This is a genomic window from Mycobacterium senriense (genome assembly GCF_019668465.1).
Lineage (GTDB): Bacteria > Actinomycetota > Actinomycetes > Mycobacteriales > Mycobacteriaceae > Mycobacterium > Mycobacterium senriense.
On the sequence record NZ_AP024828.1, the window covers coordinates 1,662,321 to 1,678,143 of the forward strand.

General features: G+C 65.3%; 15 protein-coding genes. 12 read left to right on the forward strand and 3 right to left on the reverse strand.

Features of this window, described 5'->3' with window-relative positions:
• Positions 1-894: 894 nt before the first annotated feature.
• The 3 genes from MTY59_RS27920 (at position 895) to MTY59_RS07920 (ending at position 2,923) form a co-directional block, all read left to right on the forward strand.
• A complete protein-coding gene (locus MTY59_RS27920) occupies positions 895-1,362 on the forward strand; it encodes a hypothetical protein (protein WP_221045173.1) in 468 nt (155 codons plus the stop codon).
• A 177-nt stretch (positions 1,363-1,539) separates the two neighbouring features.
• The gene (locus MTY59_RS07915) at positions 1,540-2,127 is read left to right on the forward strand and encodes a helix-turn-helix domain-containing protein (RefSeq protein ID WP_221045174.1); all 588 of its coding nucleotides are present in this window, start codon (positions 1,540-1,542) and stop codon (positions 2,125-2,127) included.
• A gap of 547 nt (positions 2,128-2,674) precedes the next feature.
• Complete coding sequence (locus MTY59_RS07920; RefSeq protein WP_221045175.1) at positions 2,675-2,923, forward strand: hypothetical protein; 249 nt, start codon at positions 2,675-2,677, stop codon at positions 2,921-2,923.
• A 19-nt stretch (positions 2,924-2,942) separates the two neighbouring features.
• On the opposite strand, the gene MTY59_RS07925 is transcribed toward MTY59_RS07920, so the two are convergent.
• Positions 2,943-3,785 (reverse strand): SDR family oxidoreductase, encoded by an 843-nt coding sequence (locus MTY59_RS07925; protein ID WP_221045176.1) that lies wholly within the window; start codon positions 3,783-3,785, stop codon positions 2,943-2,945.
• A gap of 172 nt (positions 3,786-3,957) precedes the next feature.
• On the opposite strand from MTY59_RS07925, the gene MTY59_RS07930 reads away from it, so the two are divergent.
• The 3 genes from MTY59_RS07930 to MTY59_RS07940 all read left to right on the forward strand — a co-directional run bounded on the left by MTY59_RS07930 (position 3,958) and on the right by MTY59_RS07940 (position 7,193).
• Complete coding sequence (locus MTY59_RS07930) at positions 3,958-5,487, forward strand: aldehyde dehydrogenase family protein (RefSeq protein WP_221045177.1); 1,530 nt, start codon at positions 3,958-3,960, stop codon at positions 5,485-5,487.
• A gap of 232 nt (positions 5,488-5,719) precedes the next feature.
• Complete coding sequence (locus tag MTY59_RS07935; RefSeq protein WP_221045178.1) at positions 5,720-6,514, forward strand: alpha/beta fold hydrolase; 795 nt, start codon at positions 5,720-5,722, stop codon at positions 6,512-6,514.
• Complete coding sequence (locus MTY59_RS07940; RefSeq protein ID WP_221045179.1) at positions 6,498-7,193, forward strand: TetR/AcrR family transcriptional regulator; 696 nt, start codon at positions 6,498-6,500, stop codon at positions 7,191-7,193. The genes MTY59_RS07935 and MTY59_RS07940 overlap by 17 nt, the downstream gene beginning before the upstream one ends.
• 3 nt (positions 7,194-7,196) lie before the next feature.
• Here MTY59_RS07940 and MTY59_RS07945 read toward each other — a convergent pair whose 3' ends face one another.
• Positions 7,197-8,408 (reverse strand): CaiB/BaiF CoA transferase family protein, encoded by a 1,212-nt coding sequence (locus tag MTY59_RS07945; RefSeq protein ID WP_082122880.1) that lies wholly within the window; start codon positions 8,406-8,408, stop codon positions 7,197-7,199.
• Between the two features lie 72 nt (positions 8,409-8,480).
• Positions 8,481-9,242 (reverse strand): SDR family oxidoreductase, encoded by a 762-nt coding sequence (locus tag MTY59_RS07950; RefSeq protein ID WP_250160751.1) that lies wholly within the window; start codon positions 9,240-9,242, stop codon positions 8,481-8,483.
• 175 nt (positions 9,243-9,417) lie between these two features.
• Here MTY59_RS07950 and MTY59_RS07955 point away from each other — a divergent pair, with 175 nt between their 5' ends.
• Genes MTY59_RS07955 through MTY59_RS07980 form a run of 6 tightly spaced genes read left to right on the forward strand, consistent with a single transcriptional unit; the run spans position 9,418 to position 15,737 of the window.
• Positions 9,418-10,416 carry a dihydrodipicolinate synthase family protein gene (locus MTY59_RS07955; RefSeq protein WP_231588370.1) on the forward strand — a complete coding sequence of 333 codons (999 nt, stop codon included), beginning with the start codon at positions 9,418-9,420 and terminating at the stop codon, positions 10,414-10,416.
• A 15-nt stretch (positions 10,417-10,431) separates the two neighbouring features.
• A complete protein-coding gene (locus tag MTY59_RS07960) occupies positions 10,432-11,559 on the forward strand; it encodes an acyl-CoA dehydrogenase family protein (RefSeq protein ID WP_221045181.1) in 1,128 nt (375 codons plus the stop codon).
• Entirely contained in the window at positions 11,556-12,551 is a 996-nt protein-coding gene (locus tag MTY59_RS07965; RefSeq protein WP_250160752.1) for an acyl-CoA dehydrogenase family protein, read from the forward strand. The genes MTY59_RS07960 and MTY59_RS07965 overlap by 4 nt, the downstream gene beginning before the upstream one ends.
• Positions 12,548-13,357, forward strand: a complete 810-nt coding sequence (locus MTY59_RS07970; RefSeq protein ID WP_221045182.1) for an enoyl-CoA hydratase/isomerase family protein — start codon at positions 12,548-12,550, stop codon at positions 13,355-13,357. Before MTY59_RS07965 ends, MTY59_RS07970 begins: the two co-directional genes overlap by 4 nt.
• Positions 13,357-14,097, forward strand: coding sequence for an SDR family oxidoreductase (locus MTY59_RS07975; protein WP_221045183.1), 741 nt, complete (start codon positions 13,357-13,359; stop codon positions 14,095-14,097). The genes MTY59_RS07970 and MTY59_RS07975 overlap by 1 nt, the downstream gene beginning before the upstream one ends.
• Positions 14,094-15,737, forward strand: coding sequence for an AMP-binding protein (locus tag MTY59_RS07980; RefSeq protein WP_250160753.1), 1,644 nt, complete (start codon positions 14,094-14,096; stop codon positions 15,735-15,737). The genes MTY59_RS07975 and MTY59_RS07980 overlap by 4 nt, the downstream gene beginning before the upstream one ends.
• The last annotated feature ends 86 nt before the right edge of the window (positions 15,738-15,823 follow it).

Sequence of the window (15,823 nt, forward strand, 5' to 3'; positions counted from 1 at the left end):
GAGTGATTGGCTATTCGACGTAGTTTCCGACATCTACGTCATCCGATGGGTGGCTGGATCCAGGTTGCTCGGGTTTTGTCGATGAGCTATCCGAGCGTCGGGTGATCAACGATGGCCCCGAATTAGTAGGGCTTGATACCGCCTGTATCGGATCAAGGTTGGATTTGTGCTCGCCGTGCTCGCGAATACGGGGAAGTCTTGTAATTCGTCGCAAAGTCCTCGAGGATCCCAGGAGTCGTTGTTCGCCGAGACCGGCAGAAGCGTGCATCAGCAACTTCAAAAAGAGCTAACCCGGCCCTTCGGTGTATGCGGATCCTTGGAACGGAGTTGAAGTTTCGGGCAACGAGCGCCGCGCTGTGGGGCCCGAGCCAATTCTCGGTGTTGCAACGTCTTGCTGAATTATTTCTGCCCCGAATTGCTTTAAGAAGCTGGTTCCGACGAGCGTTGCCGGCGACGCTGCCGGGCGGCGTTTCACTTGGTTTCCCAGGTCGGTCTGCTCCGTGTGTAACCAGCCGAAGCGCCGCGCGCCGGGTGTCACTGAATGCCATCACCTGTGGTAGGTGTCCCAATTCAGGTCCTCGTCTTGGATCCCGGACCTGTCCGTGTCGGCCATGGTGGCTGTGCGCTCAGCTCGCGAATGCGGCTTGTCGCTCAGCCTGTTCAGCTAGGTCTTCGAGGAGAGCCGCGATCGAGATGCCGCGCTGGCGAGCCTGCGCAGCGAGCTTGTCGTGAATTGGGGCCGGCACCTGAATGGCGCTTGTATCTGGTGCCATGGATTGCATATTACCCTGTCCACCTTTCGTGCGCTTTAGATTTGTTTGCATTTTTTGTGCTTTAGAATCTAGGCGCCGGACGCCGTGGTTCCGGATTCGTGGCCAGCTGACTCTGGAATTCGTGGACATAACCGCTTTGCTTTCTAGTGCCTTGGAAAGCGACCACCATATTGCGCTCTATCTGCAAAAGCATCACAAATTCACCACGACGCTTCCATGCCTGGTCAAGCTGCGCGCGCCATCAACAAGCCGAAGTTGCTTGGAATGGATGGTGTCGTTGATGAAAAAACTCTCCCGCGATTACATACACGCATCGTATAAGACTTTAGGCGGCTCGGAGATCGTGGTCGATTGGCCTGAGCTTGATGCTGACGCTGTGGCGAGAGGTAGACCGTGGCGGACACTTCCGTGGTATTTGGGTCAGCGCAACTATTCGGGACTTTATTGGTGCGCAACTGAGCGTGCCCACGTCGGATACGAGTCACGCCTGGAGCTGTCTCGCTTGATGGTGGCGGATTTCGATCGTGCCGCGAAACGCATTGCTAGTCAGCCGTTCTGGCTGAACGTGGATTCGGGTAGCCGTTGCTGACATGCGCACCGGCAGCGCTCGCCGCTGTCGACGTAGCCCCAGACGGTGAGCAGGCTGGACATGTAAATCCCAACCCTGGATTACATACGAGGCTGTGACGGCTCAGGGAGGACCCAGACATGCAACGTCCGATCACATCCACACACATCCCCGCATCGCCGCGCTACCCTGTGCAGGGTGGATGAGTCGACGGGTCGCGCGCTTAATGTGCTGTTGGCTAAACATCAGATTGATCTGACCGTCGACGAGGTCCTGGACGAGCTGGACTCCGCCTTTGCGGCCATCCCCTGGGCAACCACCCTGTCGGCGACAGAAGTGGATTTCCTGCGCATGCGCGTCGAACCCCAGGCAGCATCCGTGATCGACGCCTGGTCGGCCGATGACGAACGTCGGACCCGCGCCCACATTGCGGTGCGCCAACTCAGCAGCGCGCTCTCAGGATCGGTCAGCATCAAGGAAGCCGCCGCGATGCTCGGCGTCGACCGCTCCCGGGTGGCGCGGCGCATCACTGGAAAAGCGTTATGGGCCTTCGATCTTCAAGGAAGCCGACGCATCCCGCGCTGGCAGTTCCTAGGTGACGAACTGCTCCCAGGCTTGGACACGATCGTGCGCGCGATACCACGGGGCATCACCCCCGCGGTTCTGGATATATTCATGCACACCCCGCAGCCCGACTTCGACGACCGCACCGCGATCGAGCACCTGGCCGGCGGCGGCGACCCGGCGCTAGTTGCCGGATTCATCGCCGACCTCGGGCGCTGGTGAACCTACGGCCCACCGAACGCGCCACGAACGGGCCCCCGAACACTCAGCAGGGAAGCCACCACATTGCCGACTACACCGGCGCGCTATGGCGGGTCCACCGCACCGAAGGTGCCTCAGCCGTGGAAACAAGCTGCGCACCTAGATAGGGGCCGCGGCCGCGCGCGGTGGCACCTACACCCGGGTCCTGCTAGTCGGGAAGTAGCGAATGACGAGGTCCGGTCGGCGACGTAGTTGGTCATTATCGGCACAGAATTATTTTCGCTCCGGTGCTGAGGGGGCGGGCTGATTGGCTGACGCGACGGCCGTTGCGGGGCACCGCGCCCATTTCTGAATCTCGACTGCCAGGCAAACCGACCCGCGGAGGCGTGCTTGCACGGCAACACGTCGGCCTATACTTGCGTTCTCCTCGAATGACTCTGATGCCCGGTGCGACGGCAGCATCTAGGATCCGGCCGACACGATTGTTGTGACGCCCGCGGCATCGGGTAGGCGCGCACGTCGTCTACTGCGAACGGACCTCGGAGGGGTCTACCGCCGGGTGTAGGGCATGTCCGTCGAAGTCCGCGAGGTGGTCGACGACGGGGCGCGCAGCTTGATCGGGCACATCACCACACTGCGCGGCGAGGACTTGCCTGATACCGCCTCGATGACGGTTATTGAGGGATCATCGGCGGTGGGTCGTGTGCCCGATATTCTGGGCGTGTTTCACCCACACCCCGACGACGTCGAAAGGCGGATCTTCGAGCAGGAAGCGCAAGGTGTGCCCTCGGGGCGTTGCCCACATCCCACAGGATGACTCGATGCGGCACCGAACGTTAGGACCCAGCCGAAGCGGTGTCCGGGGCGGCGAACACTTTGCTGAGGTCGAGCTGGCCGGACTGCACGGCGCCGAAGAATCCGCCATCGGTCACCAGTGCTTCGCCGTTGATGTAGCTGGATCGGGGGCTGTTGAGGAAGATCAGCGGCCACGCCTGTTCCTCGGCGGTTGAGCGCCGCCGAATCGGGCCGACGAACGCATCGATGATGTTCTGCCCCGCGAATTCCACGAAGTGGGGCAGCATCGCGGTCTCCGTGGGGCCTGGGTTGATGCAGTTGAGCCGGATGCCATCGGTGATCAGCGTGGCGGCCCGGGAGCCAACCCAGGCGTTGATCGCCTTTTTCGAAAACGGGTATGCGCCAACGGCCCCCATCTCGTCATTGGCTTCGCACAACCGCTTGCCCTCGTCGAAGCCGTCTGTGGACACCAGTTCCATCAGCTGTTCGAGCTCCAGTTGCCACCCCATTGCGGCATTGGATGCGACGACGGCGATCGCCCCGCCGGGCGGAATCTTGGGCAGGACCAGGTTCACTAGATGCCGCGCCCCGACGAAGTTGACCAGTAGCACGTCGAGGCCGGAGAACGGCGGTCCAGGCAGGCCCGCGCAGCCGAAATAGGCATCCACCGGCCCCTCAATGGCTTCGGCTCCCCGCTCGATGGATCCGCGATCGCGCAGGTCCACCTCGACCACCCGGTTGACGGGAAGGTCCGTGGGGCGCACGTCGAGCGCGGTGACTCTCGCCCCCAGGTTGAGCAGAATTGAGGCGGTCGCAGCGCCCATGCCTGATGCGGCGCCGGTTACAACCACGTGGCGTCCCGCATATCCCAGTACGTCTTCCATCGTTCCTCCGGCGTCTTTGAGAGTATCGTCTGTCCAAATAACGATATAACAGGTGCTGTTATAGGAAGATAGCGTTCTCCTATTGGGGATAGGCTGCTAGCGTCCTGTGACATGGAGGCCTGCTCGGTGGTGCGACGGGCGTCAAATTTAGGCGAGTTGGAGGTAGTACGGGGTGGGTGACCGTTGGGATTACGACGAGATGTTCATCGACGGCGCTTGGACGGCGGACGACACGGTGGGGGTCATCGAAGTCGTCGACCCGGCCACCGAGGAGGTCATCGGCTCGGCTCCCGATGCGGGTCTTAAGGCCACCCACGCGGCGATCTTGGCTGCCCGGCGGGCGTTCGACGACGGGCCCTGGCCACGGACGTCGCCGCGAGATCGGGCCAAGGTCCTACGCAGATTCGCTGCCATCCTTGATGAGCGCCACGATTTCCTCAAGAAGCTGGTGATGACCGAGTCCGGGTCGGTTGGCTTCCTCGCCGACATCATCCAGGTGCGCGGAACGATTGACATCGCCGAGTGGATTGCGGAGGCCATGGAACTCGCGGTGCGCTGGACCGAAGTGTCGCCGCCGGCCGGGGGTCCAACTGGGATGGCGGGACACGCGGTCGTCCGGGAGCCGGTTGGTGTGGTGGCCGCGATCACGCCGTTCAACTTTCCGTTCTTCCTCAACATCGTGAAGGTCCTGCCAGCTTTGGCGGCCGGCTGCACCGTGGTGCTCAAACCGCACCAGTGGACTCCCCTGGACGCCTTCGAAATCGCCAAAGCGGCCCAGGATGCCGACCTTCCGCCGGGCGTGTTCAACGTCATCGCGGGTGGCCCCGAGGCCGGCGCGGAGATGACCACCCACCCGCTGGTGGACATGGTCACTTTCACCGGCTCGACCGCCACCGGGCGGGCGATCATGGCGGCCGCAGCCCCTACGGTCAAGCGCCTGCAGCTCGAGCTCGGCGGCAAAAGTGCGTGCATTGTCTTGGACGACGTCCCCGAAGACCATGTCGCCAACATGGGCATCATCAGCTCGATGATTCACGCCGGGCAGGGCTGTGCCATCCAGACCAGGATGCTGCTCCCCGAGCACCTGCTCGACGCGTACGTCGAGGGAGCCAGGAAGTCGGCGGCGTCGCTCAAGGTCGGCGATCCCCGGGAGCCTGACACGCTGATCGGTCCGTTGATCCGAGAACAGCAGCGAGCCCGAGTCGAGGCATACGTGCAGGCCGGTCTCGATGAGGGAGCCGAGCTGGTCTTCGGCGGCAAGCGGCCCGCGCACCTGGCCAAGGGGTTCTTCTACGAGCCGACGCTTTTCATCAACGCCCGCAACGACATGCGGATTGCGCAGGAGGAGATTTTCGGCCCGGTCCTCACCGCAATCACCTACAAGACCGAAGACGAAGCAATTCGCATCGCCAACGATTCGATTTACGGACTCGGTGGCGGCGTCATCGCCGGTAATACCGCGCGCGGCTTCAACGTCGCCCGTCGGATCCGGGCCGGAAACGTCTCGGTGCAGACAGTGGGGTCGCCCACCGTCAACGCCGAGGCCCTCGGAAGCTCGGGTCCAGGCTGGTCGGCCGATCAGCCGGGCGGGGTGGGCATTACCGGTGTCTTCGGCGGGTTCAAGCAGAGTGGCATTGGCAGGGAGTGGGGTCACCACGGAATCGAGGAGTTCACCGAACTCAAATCCATTGCCTGGAGTTGAGTTGCGGTGACAATCACAAGCCGCTGGGCGCGGCTAGGTCTGAGCATGTTAATCTCACGAGGTGGCACCTAAGCGTTTCACACTGGTAGAACGTGATAGGCGTCATGCAAGAATTTGGTAGACATAATCCGAGCGCACAGGGGCGACAAATGAAGGCGCAATTGGAGTCATCGGTCTTCGAACGGAGCTCTTGTCTGCCGGTGGCCGAGAACCATGTTGTTCCGGGGCGTGGATGACTGAGGAAGCGGGCGCGCCTCGCGCCTTCACCTATCAACACGACGGGCTGACGTTGGCCTATACAGTGGTCGGCGACGGGCCTCAGCCGATCTTGTTCGTCCATGGTGCCACCGCAACGGGTGAATTCGAGTGGGCTGGCCTGGCCAGCGCCCTAGGACCCGGCTACCGCTGCATCCTGCCCGACCTGCGCGGCCACGGCCGGTCGGAATTCCGGCCGACGGCCACGACGGGGACCGCCGTCCGCTCCGACCTGAGCTATCTCATTGACCGCCTGGACCTGGGGCGCCCGCACGTCGTGGGTTTCTCGTATGGCGCGGAGATCGCCCTGACCTTAGAGCTGGACAAACCGGGAACGGCCCGATCTCTAATCCTCATCTCCCCTGGTACCGGACGTCCCAGCGACTACCGAGCTCCGCGGCTGGAGCATCTGCACCGGACGTGGCCCTTCGCGCTACGACGCCTGCATGAAGCCGCCCATGGTCCCGAGCACTGGCGCGACCTGGTCACAGCGATGCACGAGGACAGTGTGTCCTGGCCCGAATTGTCCGATGACACGTTGGCTGGCATCGCGTGCCCGATTCTTTTGATGGCAGGCGAGCGGGACGAACTCACACGTCAGCAGCAGGGTCGACGGTTCGCACAAGTCAATCCCCGGGCCCGATTTGTAGAGATCGCGGGCGCGGCGCATTCGGCCCATCAGAAGTGCCCAGATACCGTCAGGGGAGTCATCGGTGACTTCCTGGCCGAAGTCGACCTTGAGAGAGCGGAGCGTCATGGCGCGGTCAACTGAGCTGAAGGCGAAGAAAGTTCATCAGCCGGGGGATGCGCCCGTGCCGAGTTGGCAGCGGGATAGCGTCGATCGGTCGCTACGCAACGCTCGCGCGCGTGCCCAGGCTCGCAGCGACCGTTTCGTCTCGGCAGCGATAGAGCTCCTCGGTGAGCGAGACGAAAGCGACTTCACCATCCAGGACGTCGTCGACAAGTCCAGCATGTCGCAGCGGACGTTCTACACCTTTTTCGACGGCAAGGACAGCCTGCTCTTGGCGGTGTACGAGACGATTCTGCGGACTACGGCGATGCCGATGATCCGTGAGCGGTGTGAGGACATCCCCGATCCCGTGCAGCGATTGCGGGCTTTGATGGAGGCGCTGTCCGAGATCACCGCGATGCCGGCCCGACTGGCGCGCGGGCTCAGTGTCCTGCACCTGCGCCTGGCCGAGTCGCGCCCCAATGACCTCACCTACGCTCTGGAACCGTTGCACTCCTTCATCGTTGAGTTGCTCGAAGAGGTTGCCGACGCGGGCTTGCTCCGCGACGACGTGCCGCTGGCCACCCAGGCTGCCCTGCTCCAGGAGCTCCTGCTGGCGACGTCGCACTCCGCGGTACTGTCCGGCGGGCGGTCGACCAGTGTCGATGATCTGTGGGCTTTCTGCTCGGCGGCGATCCTTCGCGTAGCAACCGAGCGCTAGTCCTCACGTCACCGCTCCACTGACCTTGAGCTCGATCAGTTCGTCGTCCGATTTGCCGAGCGCCCGCAGAATGTCGTCGGTGTGCTCAGCGAATTGCGGTGCGCGCTTGAGCTGTACCGGTTTCTCATCGAACTGGACTGGGTTGGCGACCAGTTCCCGCGTAGTGCCCTCAACGTCGAGCACTTCTGCGATAAGTCCATTAGCCCGCAACGCCGCGTCCTGGCCCACTTCCCACGGATCTTGCGCGATCGCCCACTGGCCTTCCATGCCGGCGAACCGGGTGACCCATTCGGTAAGGGGCCGAGCGGCGAGTACCTCTTGCACGATCTCTGCCGCCACCGCCGCATTGCCCATCAATGCCTCGGCGGTGGCGAATCGCTCGTCGGTGATGAGGTCCTCGCGGCCGATGTGCCGACAGAACTCTGGCCAGTACCGCCCGGGCTGCAGCATGGCCAAAACGAGCCAACGGTCGTCCGCAGTCCGGTAGTTGCCGACCAGCGGGTTTGTCGGCGCCGAATTGCTTGCTGGGCGGGGCTCAGGAGGGCCGCCCTCCAACAGTGCGAAACCCACCGGGAGCGCGTTGGCCCAGGCGCCGACCCCGAGCAGGGACACATCAATGACAGAAGTCTCGCCGGTGCGCTGCCGCGCGAACAAAGCTGCGGCGATTCCCCCGGCAATGGTCATTCCGCCTAGCGAATCTCCGTAGGCCCCGGCAGGCATCTTGCACAGGCCGCCGTAGTCCACCGGGGTGGTCCCCACCGCGCTGCCGGCTCGTGCCCAGAAGGCGGTGCTGTCGTACCCACCCTTTTCGCTGTCGGGGCCGCTGTTGCCGAAGCCGGATCCGCGGACGTAGATGATGTCGGGGTTGATCTTGCGGACGTCGTCGAGTTCGATGCCCAACCGCCGGCGTGCTGCGGGCAGGAAGTTGGTCAGGAAGACGTCGCTGGTCCGGATCAGTTCGTGCAAAACCTCCAGCGCCCCGGCCTCCTCCAGCGCCAATCCGAGACTGCGTTTGCCCCGATTGGGGTGTTCCATCAGGGGAGCGAAGGACCCGCTGCCGACCGGCATGCCCATCAGAGCGCTCAGCCCGCGCTGGGCGTCACCCTTTTCGGCGTGTTCGACCTTGATGACGTCGGCGCCCCAGTCGGCCAAGACCGCACCCGCGGCGGGGACGAAGGTGAACTGTGCCACCTCCAACACCCGGACGCCGTCCATCGGTCGAATCACTTTGTCTCCTTTGCAGTTTCAGTTTTCGGCCCGGACTGAGCCATTCGCGTCGGTGGCGGGTCAGCTGCTTGCCGGACGGACGTGGACCACGTCCATCATCACTTCGCGGGGCCGGGTGATGACGTCGTGCAGCACATCGGCAACGGTGCCCGGGGTGAGACGCTTGGTGCCGCTCATTCGGGTCAGGTAGCCGTCGGCTTCCCACAGCGGCCAGGCCTTCTCGAGATCGCCCGGGCCGAAGTTCTCGTGGATGCCCGTATCGTCGACCGCGCCGAGAACGACCAGGGTGACCCTGATGCCCTCTCGTCGCAGCTCCTTACTCATGGCTCCGGTGAAACCGTTCAGACCGTGCTTGGTGGCGGCGTAGAGGGTCATCATGGGCATGTCGTCGAGGGTGATTTCCGAGGAGATGTTCATGATGTCGCCGCCGCCGGCCGCGCGCAGCAGCGGAATGGCCGAGCGCGTGGTGTAAATCGGAGCCACCAGGTTGGTGTTGATCGTGACGGCAATATCGTCGTCGCTGGCCTCTTCGATCAGTCGAATCCGGCTGGCACCAGCGGAGTTAATCAGGACATCGATGCGGCCGAACTGCGTCGCGATCTGATCGAACGCGGCCTGCACGTCGTGGCTGTTGGTGATGTCGGTGACGATCGGGACGGCACTGGTCCCGATGATCTCGACGACCTCGTCGAGAAGCAATTTGCGGCGGGCCAGCAACACCACTGTGGCGCCGTCCTGCGCAAGGCGAATCGCGGTGGCACGCCCGACGCCCATCGATGAGCCGGCGATCACGGCGACTCGGCCCTCCATGCTCTGCGACATCAAGCTCCTCATGCTGGCCAGCTACGGCCCTATCGAAATCCGCGGACCACGGTGCATCATCGATGCACCTGTTCCTTGCACCTGACGCACATATCGTTCTACCATGACGCGTACGTCATAGTCATCACCTGGCCCGAGAAACTCGCGTCCGGCAATAGTGCAGAAGGAGTCGGTTGTGGCCACAGGTGTCACTGGCAAAGAGGCGAAGGACTGGGCGTCGGAGCACCTGTGGGGCAACTGCAGTTCGCTCTACACTCCGTTCTGCGGTCTCGACGGCGACGAAATCGACTACGGGGCGCTGCGCGCATTGGTACGGCACTGCCTGGTCGAGCTGGACCAGGACGGTATTTGGCTGACCGGCGGCATCGCCGAATTCTGGTCACTGACCACCGAGGAACTCAAAGAAGTAGTCCGGGTCGCCATCGAGGAGGCCCGACGAGTCAAACCCGGCGCCCTGGTGCAGGTGATGTCAAGCACCGACACCGCCAAGCAGGCTGTCGAGCTCACGCTGAACGCCCAAGAGCTGGGGGCCGACATCTGCTACATACTGACACCCTATTTCGAGTGCTCCGGCAAGCCTGGCGTCCTGGAATACCTGCGCTACGTCGCCGATCGCACCGACATGCCGCTGGGCTTCTTCAACTCCCATTCGACAGGGCTGGTATTAACCCCCGAGGAATGTGTCGAGCTCTACCGTGAGATCCCCGCATTGTGCGGACTGAAGAACGGGCTGCTTGACGCGCAGCACAGCCTCGCGATCCATCAGCTGGCCCCGGAAATGGTGTTATGGGAAGCAGCCGACGAGGCCGGTATCCGGTTGGGGATACCCCACCCCGGAGCCCTGGGGTCGGCGCTCTATCTCTACGAGAAGCGGGGCGCGCTGCTGTTCAGCGAGTGGCGAGCACTGCTGGTGCAAGGCGATTTCGAGGGTGCTGACGCCTTCGCGGCCGAGACCGGTTTGACCGCCATGCGTGAGGCGAGCCGCCGTTACCAGTCCCATCCTGCCCGCCCCGGAATGTTCACGCACTGGGGAGCCGGGTTCAAATTCGGCGCCTCGCTGCTTGGACTCCCCATCGGCGACCACCCGGCCCGGCCGCCACAGACCGCGTTCCCCGAGGAGTTGAAACAGCCGATCCGTCAGGCCTATGTCGACTCTGGGTTCATCGAGTCCTGAGAACGGAGGATTTTAGTGGAGGTGCGCGAATTTCGCGCTGGTGTGCGTGCATGGATCGAAGAGGTAGGAGAGCCGCTGGTTCCCGCGATCGAGGACCAAAGTGTCCGGAGTGCAGGGGCCCAGCTGGACCACCAACTTCGACTGCAGCGACTCCTGTTCGATGCCGGCTGGATGCGCTGCGGATGGCCGACCCGGCTCGGCGGCCTGGGGGGGTCGCCGATGCTGCGCGCCGTGCTCGGCGAGGAGCTCACCAGCCGAGCGCTGGTACACACTACGTCCTGGTCGATGCACGAAGTGCTCGGACCGGCGGTAGGTGAATTCGGCCCGGCCGAGCTGGTCGAGGAGATCTTCCCGCGGCTATTGCGGGGCGAGGAATTTTGGTGTCAGGGGTTCTCCGAGCCCGATGCGGGCAGCGACCTGGGATCCATGCGGACGACCGCGCGCCCCTGCGGCGGTGGCTGGGTGATCAACGGGGAAAAATTGTGGACCAGCTGGGCCCACCACGCCACGCGGTGCGTCGTTCTGGCCAGGACCGGCGACGCCGGGTCGCGGGGCATCAGCGCCTTTCTGGTGGATATGGACACACCGGGCGTGACCGCGAGCCCGCTGGAGACGATGGCCGGTGTTGACGAATTCTGCTCGACATCGTTCGTCGACGTCGAGGTGCCCGCGCAGCGCCTGCTCGGGGAGCCCAACGCCGGCTGGCGGGTCGCACAGTTCATCTTGGCCTGTGAACGCGGCGCGATTTTCTGGCAGCGCGGCGGCTGGCTTGCTCATCATCTCGGCCTGCTCCTCGACGGAGCAGTCGACGGCGCGGCGGCGTCGACGCTTGGTGAGGCCTATCAGTTGTTGTGGGCCTTTCGTGCCACCTCGAAGAACACGCAGGACCGCATCGCAGCGGGTGATCTGCCCGGACCGGAAGCCTCGGTGGACAAGATCATGATCGCCGCCGCCGATCAGGCCGTGTTCGATGCGGCGCGCGAATTGCTGCGCGGCGGCATGGAAACCGGTGACACCGCGCGCAGCCGGGCGTGGCGCCGCGAGTGGGCTTACTCGCGCGCCGCCACCATTTATGGGGGCACCAGTGAAATTCAGAAAGACATCGTGGCTTCGCGGCTGCTCGGATTGCCGAGAAGCGCGTGACTGAGGTCCAAACCTTCGACGCCGCCGAGCGGGCGCTGATGGCGACGACGATCCGCAGACTGGCGGAGGAACTTGACGGAGCCGAGCTGGCGCAGGCACTCGATGCGTTCGGCTTCGCGGACCTGCTCGCCGAGGCGCCCCGGGACGCGGTGTCGGCGCTGTTCGCCGCGCTTGGTCGCGCCGGATCGATGTCGACGTCACTACAGGATGTGCTTCTGCGACCGCTCGCCGAATACCTGCCTGCGGCGACGACAGGATGCAATGTCGTGCTGCCGGGAGTCGGCGCCGACCTGGTCGGCGCGACCAGCGGCGACTCGCTCGCTGTGCGCGGCCTGGTCATCGGGGCGCGGCCGGCTCGGAGCTATGTCGCGCCGGTCGCGATCGGCGGTGAGCTGGCCTGGGTTGGCCTGCAGGAGTCCTCGGGGGTCTCGACGCGACGGATTGATGGTCTTGATCCGGCGCTGGCGATGACCGAGGTCAGCGGCGTCGACGTGCCGGCCGACGTGATCCTGGCGGGCGAGCAAGCGGTGGCGGCTTGGGATGCGGTGGCGACGGCAGGCCGGCTGGCACTCGGATACCAGATCGTCGGAGCTGTCGGGCAGATGATCGACCTTGCGGTCGAACATGCCTGCAGCCGAGTGCAATTCGGCCGGCCCATCGGCTCCTTTCAAGCGGTGCGCACCCGGCTGGCCGACGCACACGTCGCTCGCGAGGGCGCCGCCGCGGCCCTCGCGTCGGCCTGGGACGCCGACGACCCGGTTTTGGCGGGACTGCTCGCGAAGTCGTTGGCGGGGCGCGCGGCCCGCGTCGCCGCGACCCAGTGCCAGCAGGTGCTGGCCGGCATCGGCTTCACCGCCGAGCATCCCTTCCACCGCTTCTTGGCCCGTGCGCTGGTGCTGGATTCAGTGCTGGGCTCGGCCAGCGAACTGCCCACTGTGATCGGCGCCCGTTTGATTTCGGCAGGGACGATCCCCCGGCTGGTCGAGCTGTGAGCGGCGATCTGTCCAGCGCGGATACGCACCCGGCCGTCGTCGTCGACCGTGTCGGATCGGTGGCCCACGTGACCCTGGCCCGGCCGGAGAAGGCCAACGCCATGGACGCCGAGATCACCGATGCCCTGCTCAAAGTGGTCCTGGCGCTGCGTGACGACCCCGACGTGCACGCGATGGTGCTCACCGGTCAGGGCAACGCGTTTAGCGCCGGCGGGGACTTCGAGACCATCCGCGCGATGCGCGTTGATCGTCCTCTACGCGACACCGTGCTGGCCGCCCACCAGGAACTGTTCTGGGCAATGATGCGCGTGCCGTTTCCGACTGTCGCCGCCGTCAACGGCGCCGCGGTCGGCGCCGGGGTCACCGTGGCGCTGCTGTGCGACCTGGTCGTCATGGCCGAAGACACCTTCTTCAGCGACCCGCGGGTCTCGCTGGGGCTGCTCGACGGCGCTGGCGGCTTGCTGCTTTGGCCGTTGCTGACCAGCCTGTCGGCCGCCAAGGAACATCTGCTCCTGGGAGACCGGGTCAGCGGCGTCGAAGCCCACCGCCTGGGGCTGGCGAACCGCGCGGTTCCGGCGTCCGAGGTGTTGGGGGAGGCGCTGCAGCTGGCCGAACGCCTCGCCGCGCTGCCGCCGCGGGCGGTCCAGCAGGCGCGCCAGCTGCTGAACTTCCACATCGATCGGGTCGCCCCGTTGCTGCCACTTTGTGCGCGCGCCGAAAGCGAGTGTTTTGACACCGAGGAGCATCGCGTGCTGCTGGAGCGGCTGAGCGCGCGAGTGGCAACCAAGAAGACGGGGACCCCGTAATGGGCCGCGTCGCCCTGGTCACGGGCGGGACCAGGGGGATAGGCCGTGCCATCACCGATCGGCTCGCGCACGCCGGAATCACGGTGGCCGCCGCGTACGCCCGCGATGCCGCCGCCGCACATGCGGTGCGCGACGACGCCGCGCGGTGCGGGGCCGCCGTCACCCTGCATCAGGCCGATGTCGGGGAACCGGCTTCCTGTCAGAGCCTGGTTGCCGAGGTTCTCGAGCAGCACGGGCGGCTGGATTATCTGGTCAACAACGCCGGGATGGTCAACGAAAAACGGCTCAGCGAGGTAAGCCCCGAGGACTGGCACCGCCAGGTCGCGGTGAACCTGTCGTCGGCGTTCTTCCTCAGCCAGGCCGCTCTGGCGCACATGACACAGCAGCGTTTTGGGCGGGTAGTCAACATCGGCTCGGTCACGGCGCTGCTGGGCAGCCCGGTGCAGGTCGCATACGGCGCTGCCAAGGGCGGCATCGTCGGCCTGACCAGATCGTGTGCTCGCGCGGTCGCCCGCAAGGGCATCACCGTGAACTGCGTGGTCCCCGGCAGCTTCGACACCGACATGTCGGCCGGGCTGGCGTACACCGACCGGGCTGCGGTGACGTCGATGATCCCGGTCGGGCGCTGGGGCCGTCCAGAGGAGCTGGCGCATGCCGTCGCGTTCCTGCTCGACGACCTCGCGTCCTACGTCACCGGAGCGGTCCTGACCGTCGACGGCGGAATGAGCATGGGCGGATGAGGATGAACCGACCTCGAGTCACCGCGGCCGGTATCGTGGCGCCGCCGGTGGCCCCGGACCGCCTCGCGGAATATCGCCGCTTCGGCTACGTCAGCGACCAGACGATTTCTGCGTCGGTCGTCCGGGCTGCCCGTCAATGGGGTTCACAGCCGGCCCTCGTCGAAGGCGGCCATCAGCTGAGCTACCAGGAACTGCTCGAGGTGGTCGAACGTGCTGCCGCATGGCTGGCCGGTGCGGGTATCGGGCCCGGTGACGTGGTCTGCTGGCAGACGCCGAACTGGTGGGAAGCGCACGCGCTGGGTCTGGCGGTCTGGCATGCCGGCGCGGTGAGCTGCCCGATCGCCCCGTTCTACCGGGAACACGAGCTGCGTCAGGTCATCGAGCAGGTACGCCCGGCCGCTGTGGTGAGCGCCGAAACGTTTCGCGGCTTCGCCCATGCCGAAGCGTTCGACGACCTTCTTGCGGCGACTGGTCTCGGCGACGTCGCCCGCATCGTGCTGCGGGGAACCCGGCCGGGCTGGGCGCCGTTCGACGCGGTCGTCTCGCACGGTCGCCGCCAGGAATCCGCCTCGGTCGGGGCCGATGATCCCTGCCTGATCCTCTTCACCTCGGGGACCACGTCGGGCGCGAAGGCCGCGGTGCACTCGTCGCGCACGTTGCTCGCGGAAACCCGCCAGCTCGTCGATGCGTGGGGCCTGTCCTGGGAGGACGTCGCCTACATGGCCGCCCCGTTGCAGCACATCACCGGTGTGCTCAACGCGATGACCATCCCGCTGCAGGTCGGCGCCTGCGCGGTGCTGGCCGACCGGTGGGAAGCCGACGTCGCGGTGGCCGACATCATGCGCCACGGGGTGACGTACTCAGCCGGGGCGACGGTGTTCCTGCAGGAGTTGACCGCTGCCGCCCGTGCCGCACGCGTGCACCTGCCGCTGCGGATGTTCGCCTGCGGCGGCGCGACGGTGCCGCGCGCCGTCATGGAACGCAGCGAAGAGCAAGGAATCCCGGCCGCTCGGGTGTATGGCATGACCGAGCTCCCGACCGTGACGGTGATGCACCGCGCCTACCCGTTCGACCTGCGCGCCGAGACCGACGGCGCGATCGCCCCGGGGGTGCAGGTCCGGGTCGTCGGGACGGACGGCGAGCCGCTGGCAGCGGGGTGCGCGGGCGAACTGCTAGTGCGCGGACCCGAACAGATGCTCGGCTACCTCGATCCCGACGCCAACCGGGCAGCCCTCGACGACGCGGGATGGTTCTGCACCGGAGATGTCGGTCTCGTCGACGGCGCCGGCTTCGTCACCATCACCGGGCGGGTCAAGGACGTGATCAACCGCGGCGGCGAGAAGTTCTCCGCCCGCGACATCGAAGACCTCCTCGTCAAACACCCCGCGGTGCGCCACGCCGCCGTAGTGCCGGGACCCGACGCAAGGTTCGGCGAGGTGCCCGTGGCGTTCGTCGTGCTCGACCGGCCGGGCCAAGCGTCTGCCGAGGACCTGTCCCGTCACCTGCACGCTACCGGGCTGGCCCGTCAAAAGACGCCCGTCGCATGGCATTTCGTGGACGCCTTGCCGATGACACCGTCGGGCAAAGTCAAGAAGTTTGAGCTGGTCGCAACGGCGAACACAGCAGAGAGGCTGGGATGAACCTCGATCAATTTCGCGCCATGCTCGCCCCGAGTGACGACACCGAGGGCCGTACGGTGCTGCCCGTCCCGGACCCGAGCGTCGAG

Bases quoted from the DNA above. Each gene is read 5' to 3' on its own strand.
- MTY59_RS07920 (WP_221045175.1), top strand. From the start codon at position 2,675: ATGTCCGTCGAAGTCCGCGAGGTGGTCGACGACGGGGCGCGCAGCTTG.
- MTY59_RS07925 (WP_221045176.1), bottom strand. From the start codon at position 3,785: ATGGAAGACGTACTGGGATATGCGGGACGCCACGTGGTTGTAACCGGC.
- MTY59_RS07935 (WP_221045178.1), top strand. From the start codon at position 5,720: ATGACTGAGGAAGCGGGCGCGCCTCGCGCCTTCACCTATCAACACGAC.
- MTY59_RS07940 (WP_221045179.1), top strand. From the start codon at position 6,498: ATGGCGCGGTCAACTGAGCTGAAGGCGAAGAAAGTTCATCAGCCGGGG.
- MTY59_RS07945 (WP_082122880.1), bottom strand. From the start codon at position 8,408: ATGGACGGCGTCCGGGTGTTGGAGGTGGCACAGTTCACCTTCGTCCCC.
- MTY59_RS07950 (WP_250160751.1), bottom strand. From the start codon at position 9,242: ATGTCGCAGAGCATGGAGGGCCGAGTCGCCGTGATCGCCGGCTCATCG.
- MTY59_RS07975 (WP_221045183.1), top strand. From the start codon at position 13,357: ATGGGCCGCGTCGCCCTGGTCACGGGCGGGACCAGGGGGATAGGCCGT.
- MTY59_RS07980 (WP_250160753.1), top strand. From the start codon at position 14,094: ATGAGGATGAACCGACCTCGAGTCACCGCGGCCGGTATCGTGGCGCCG.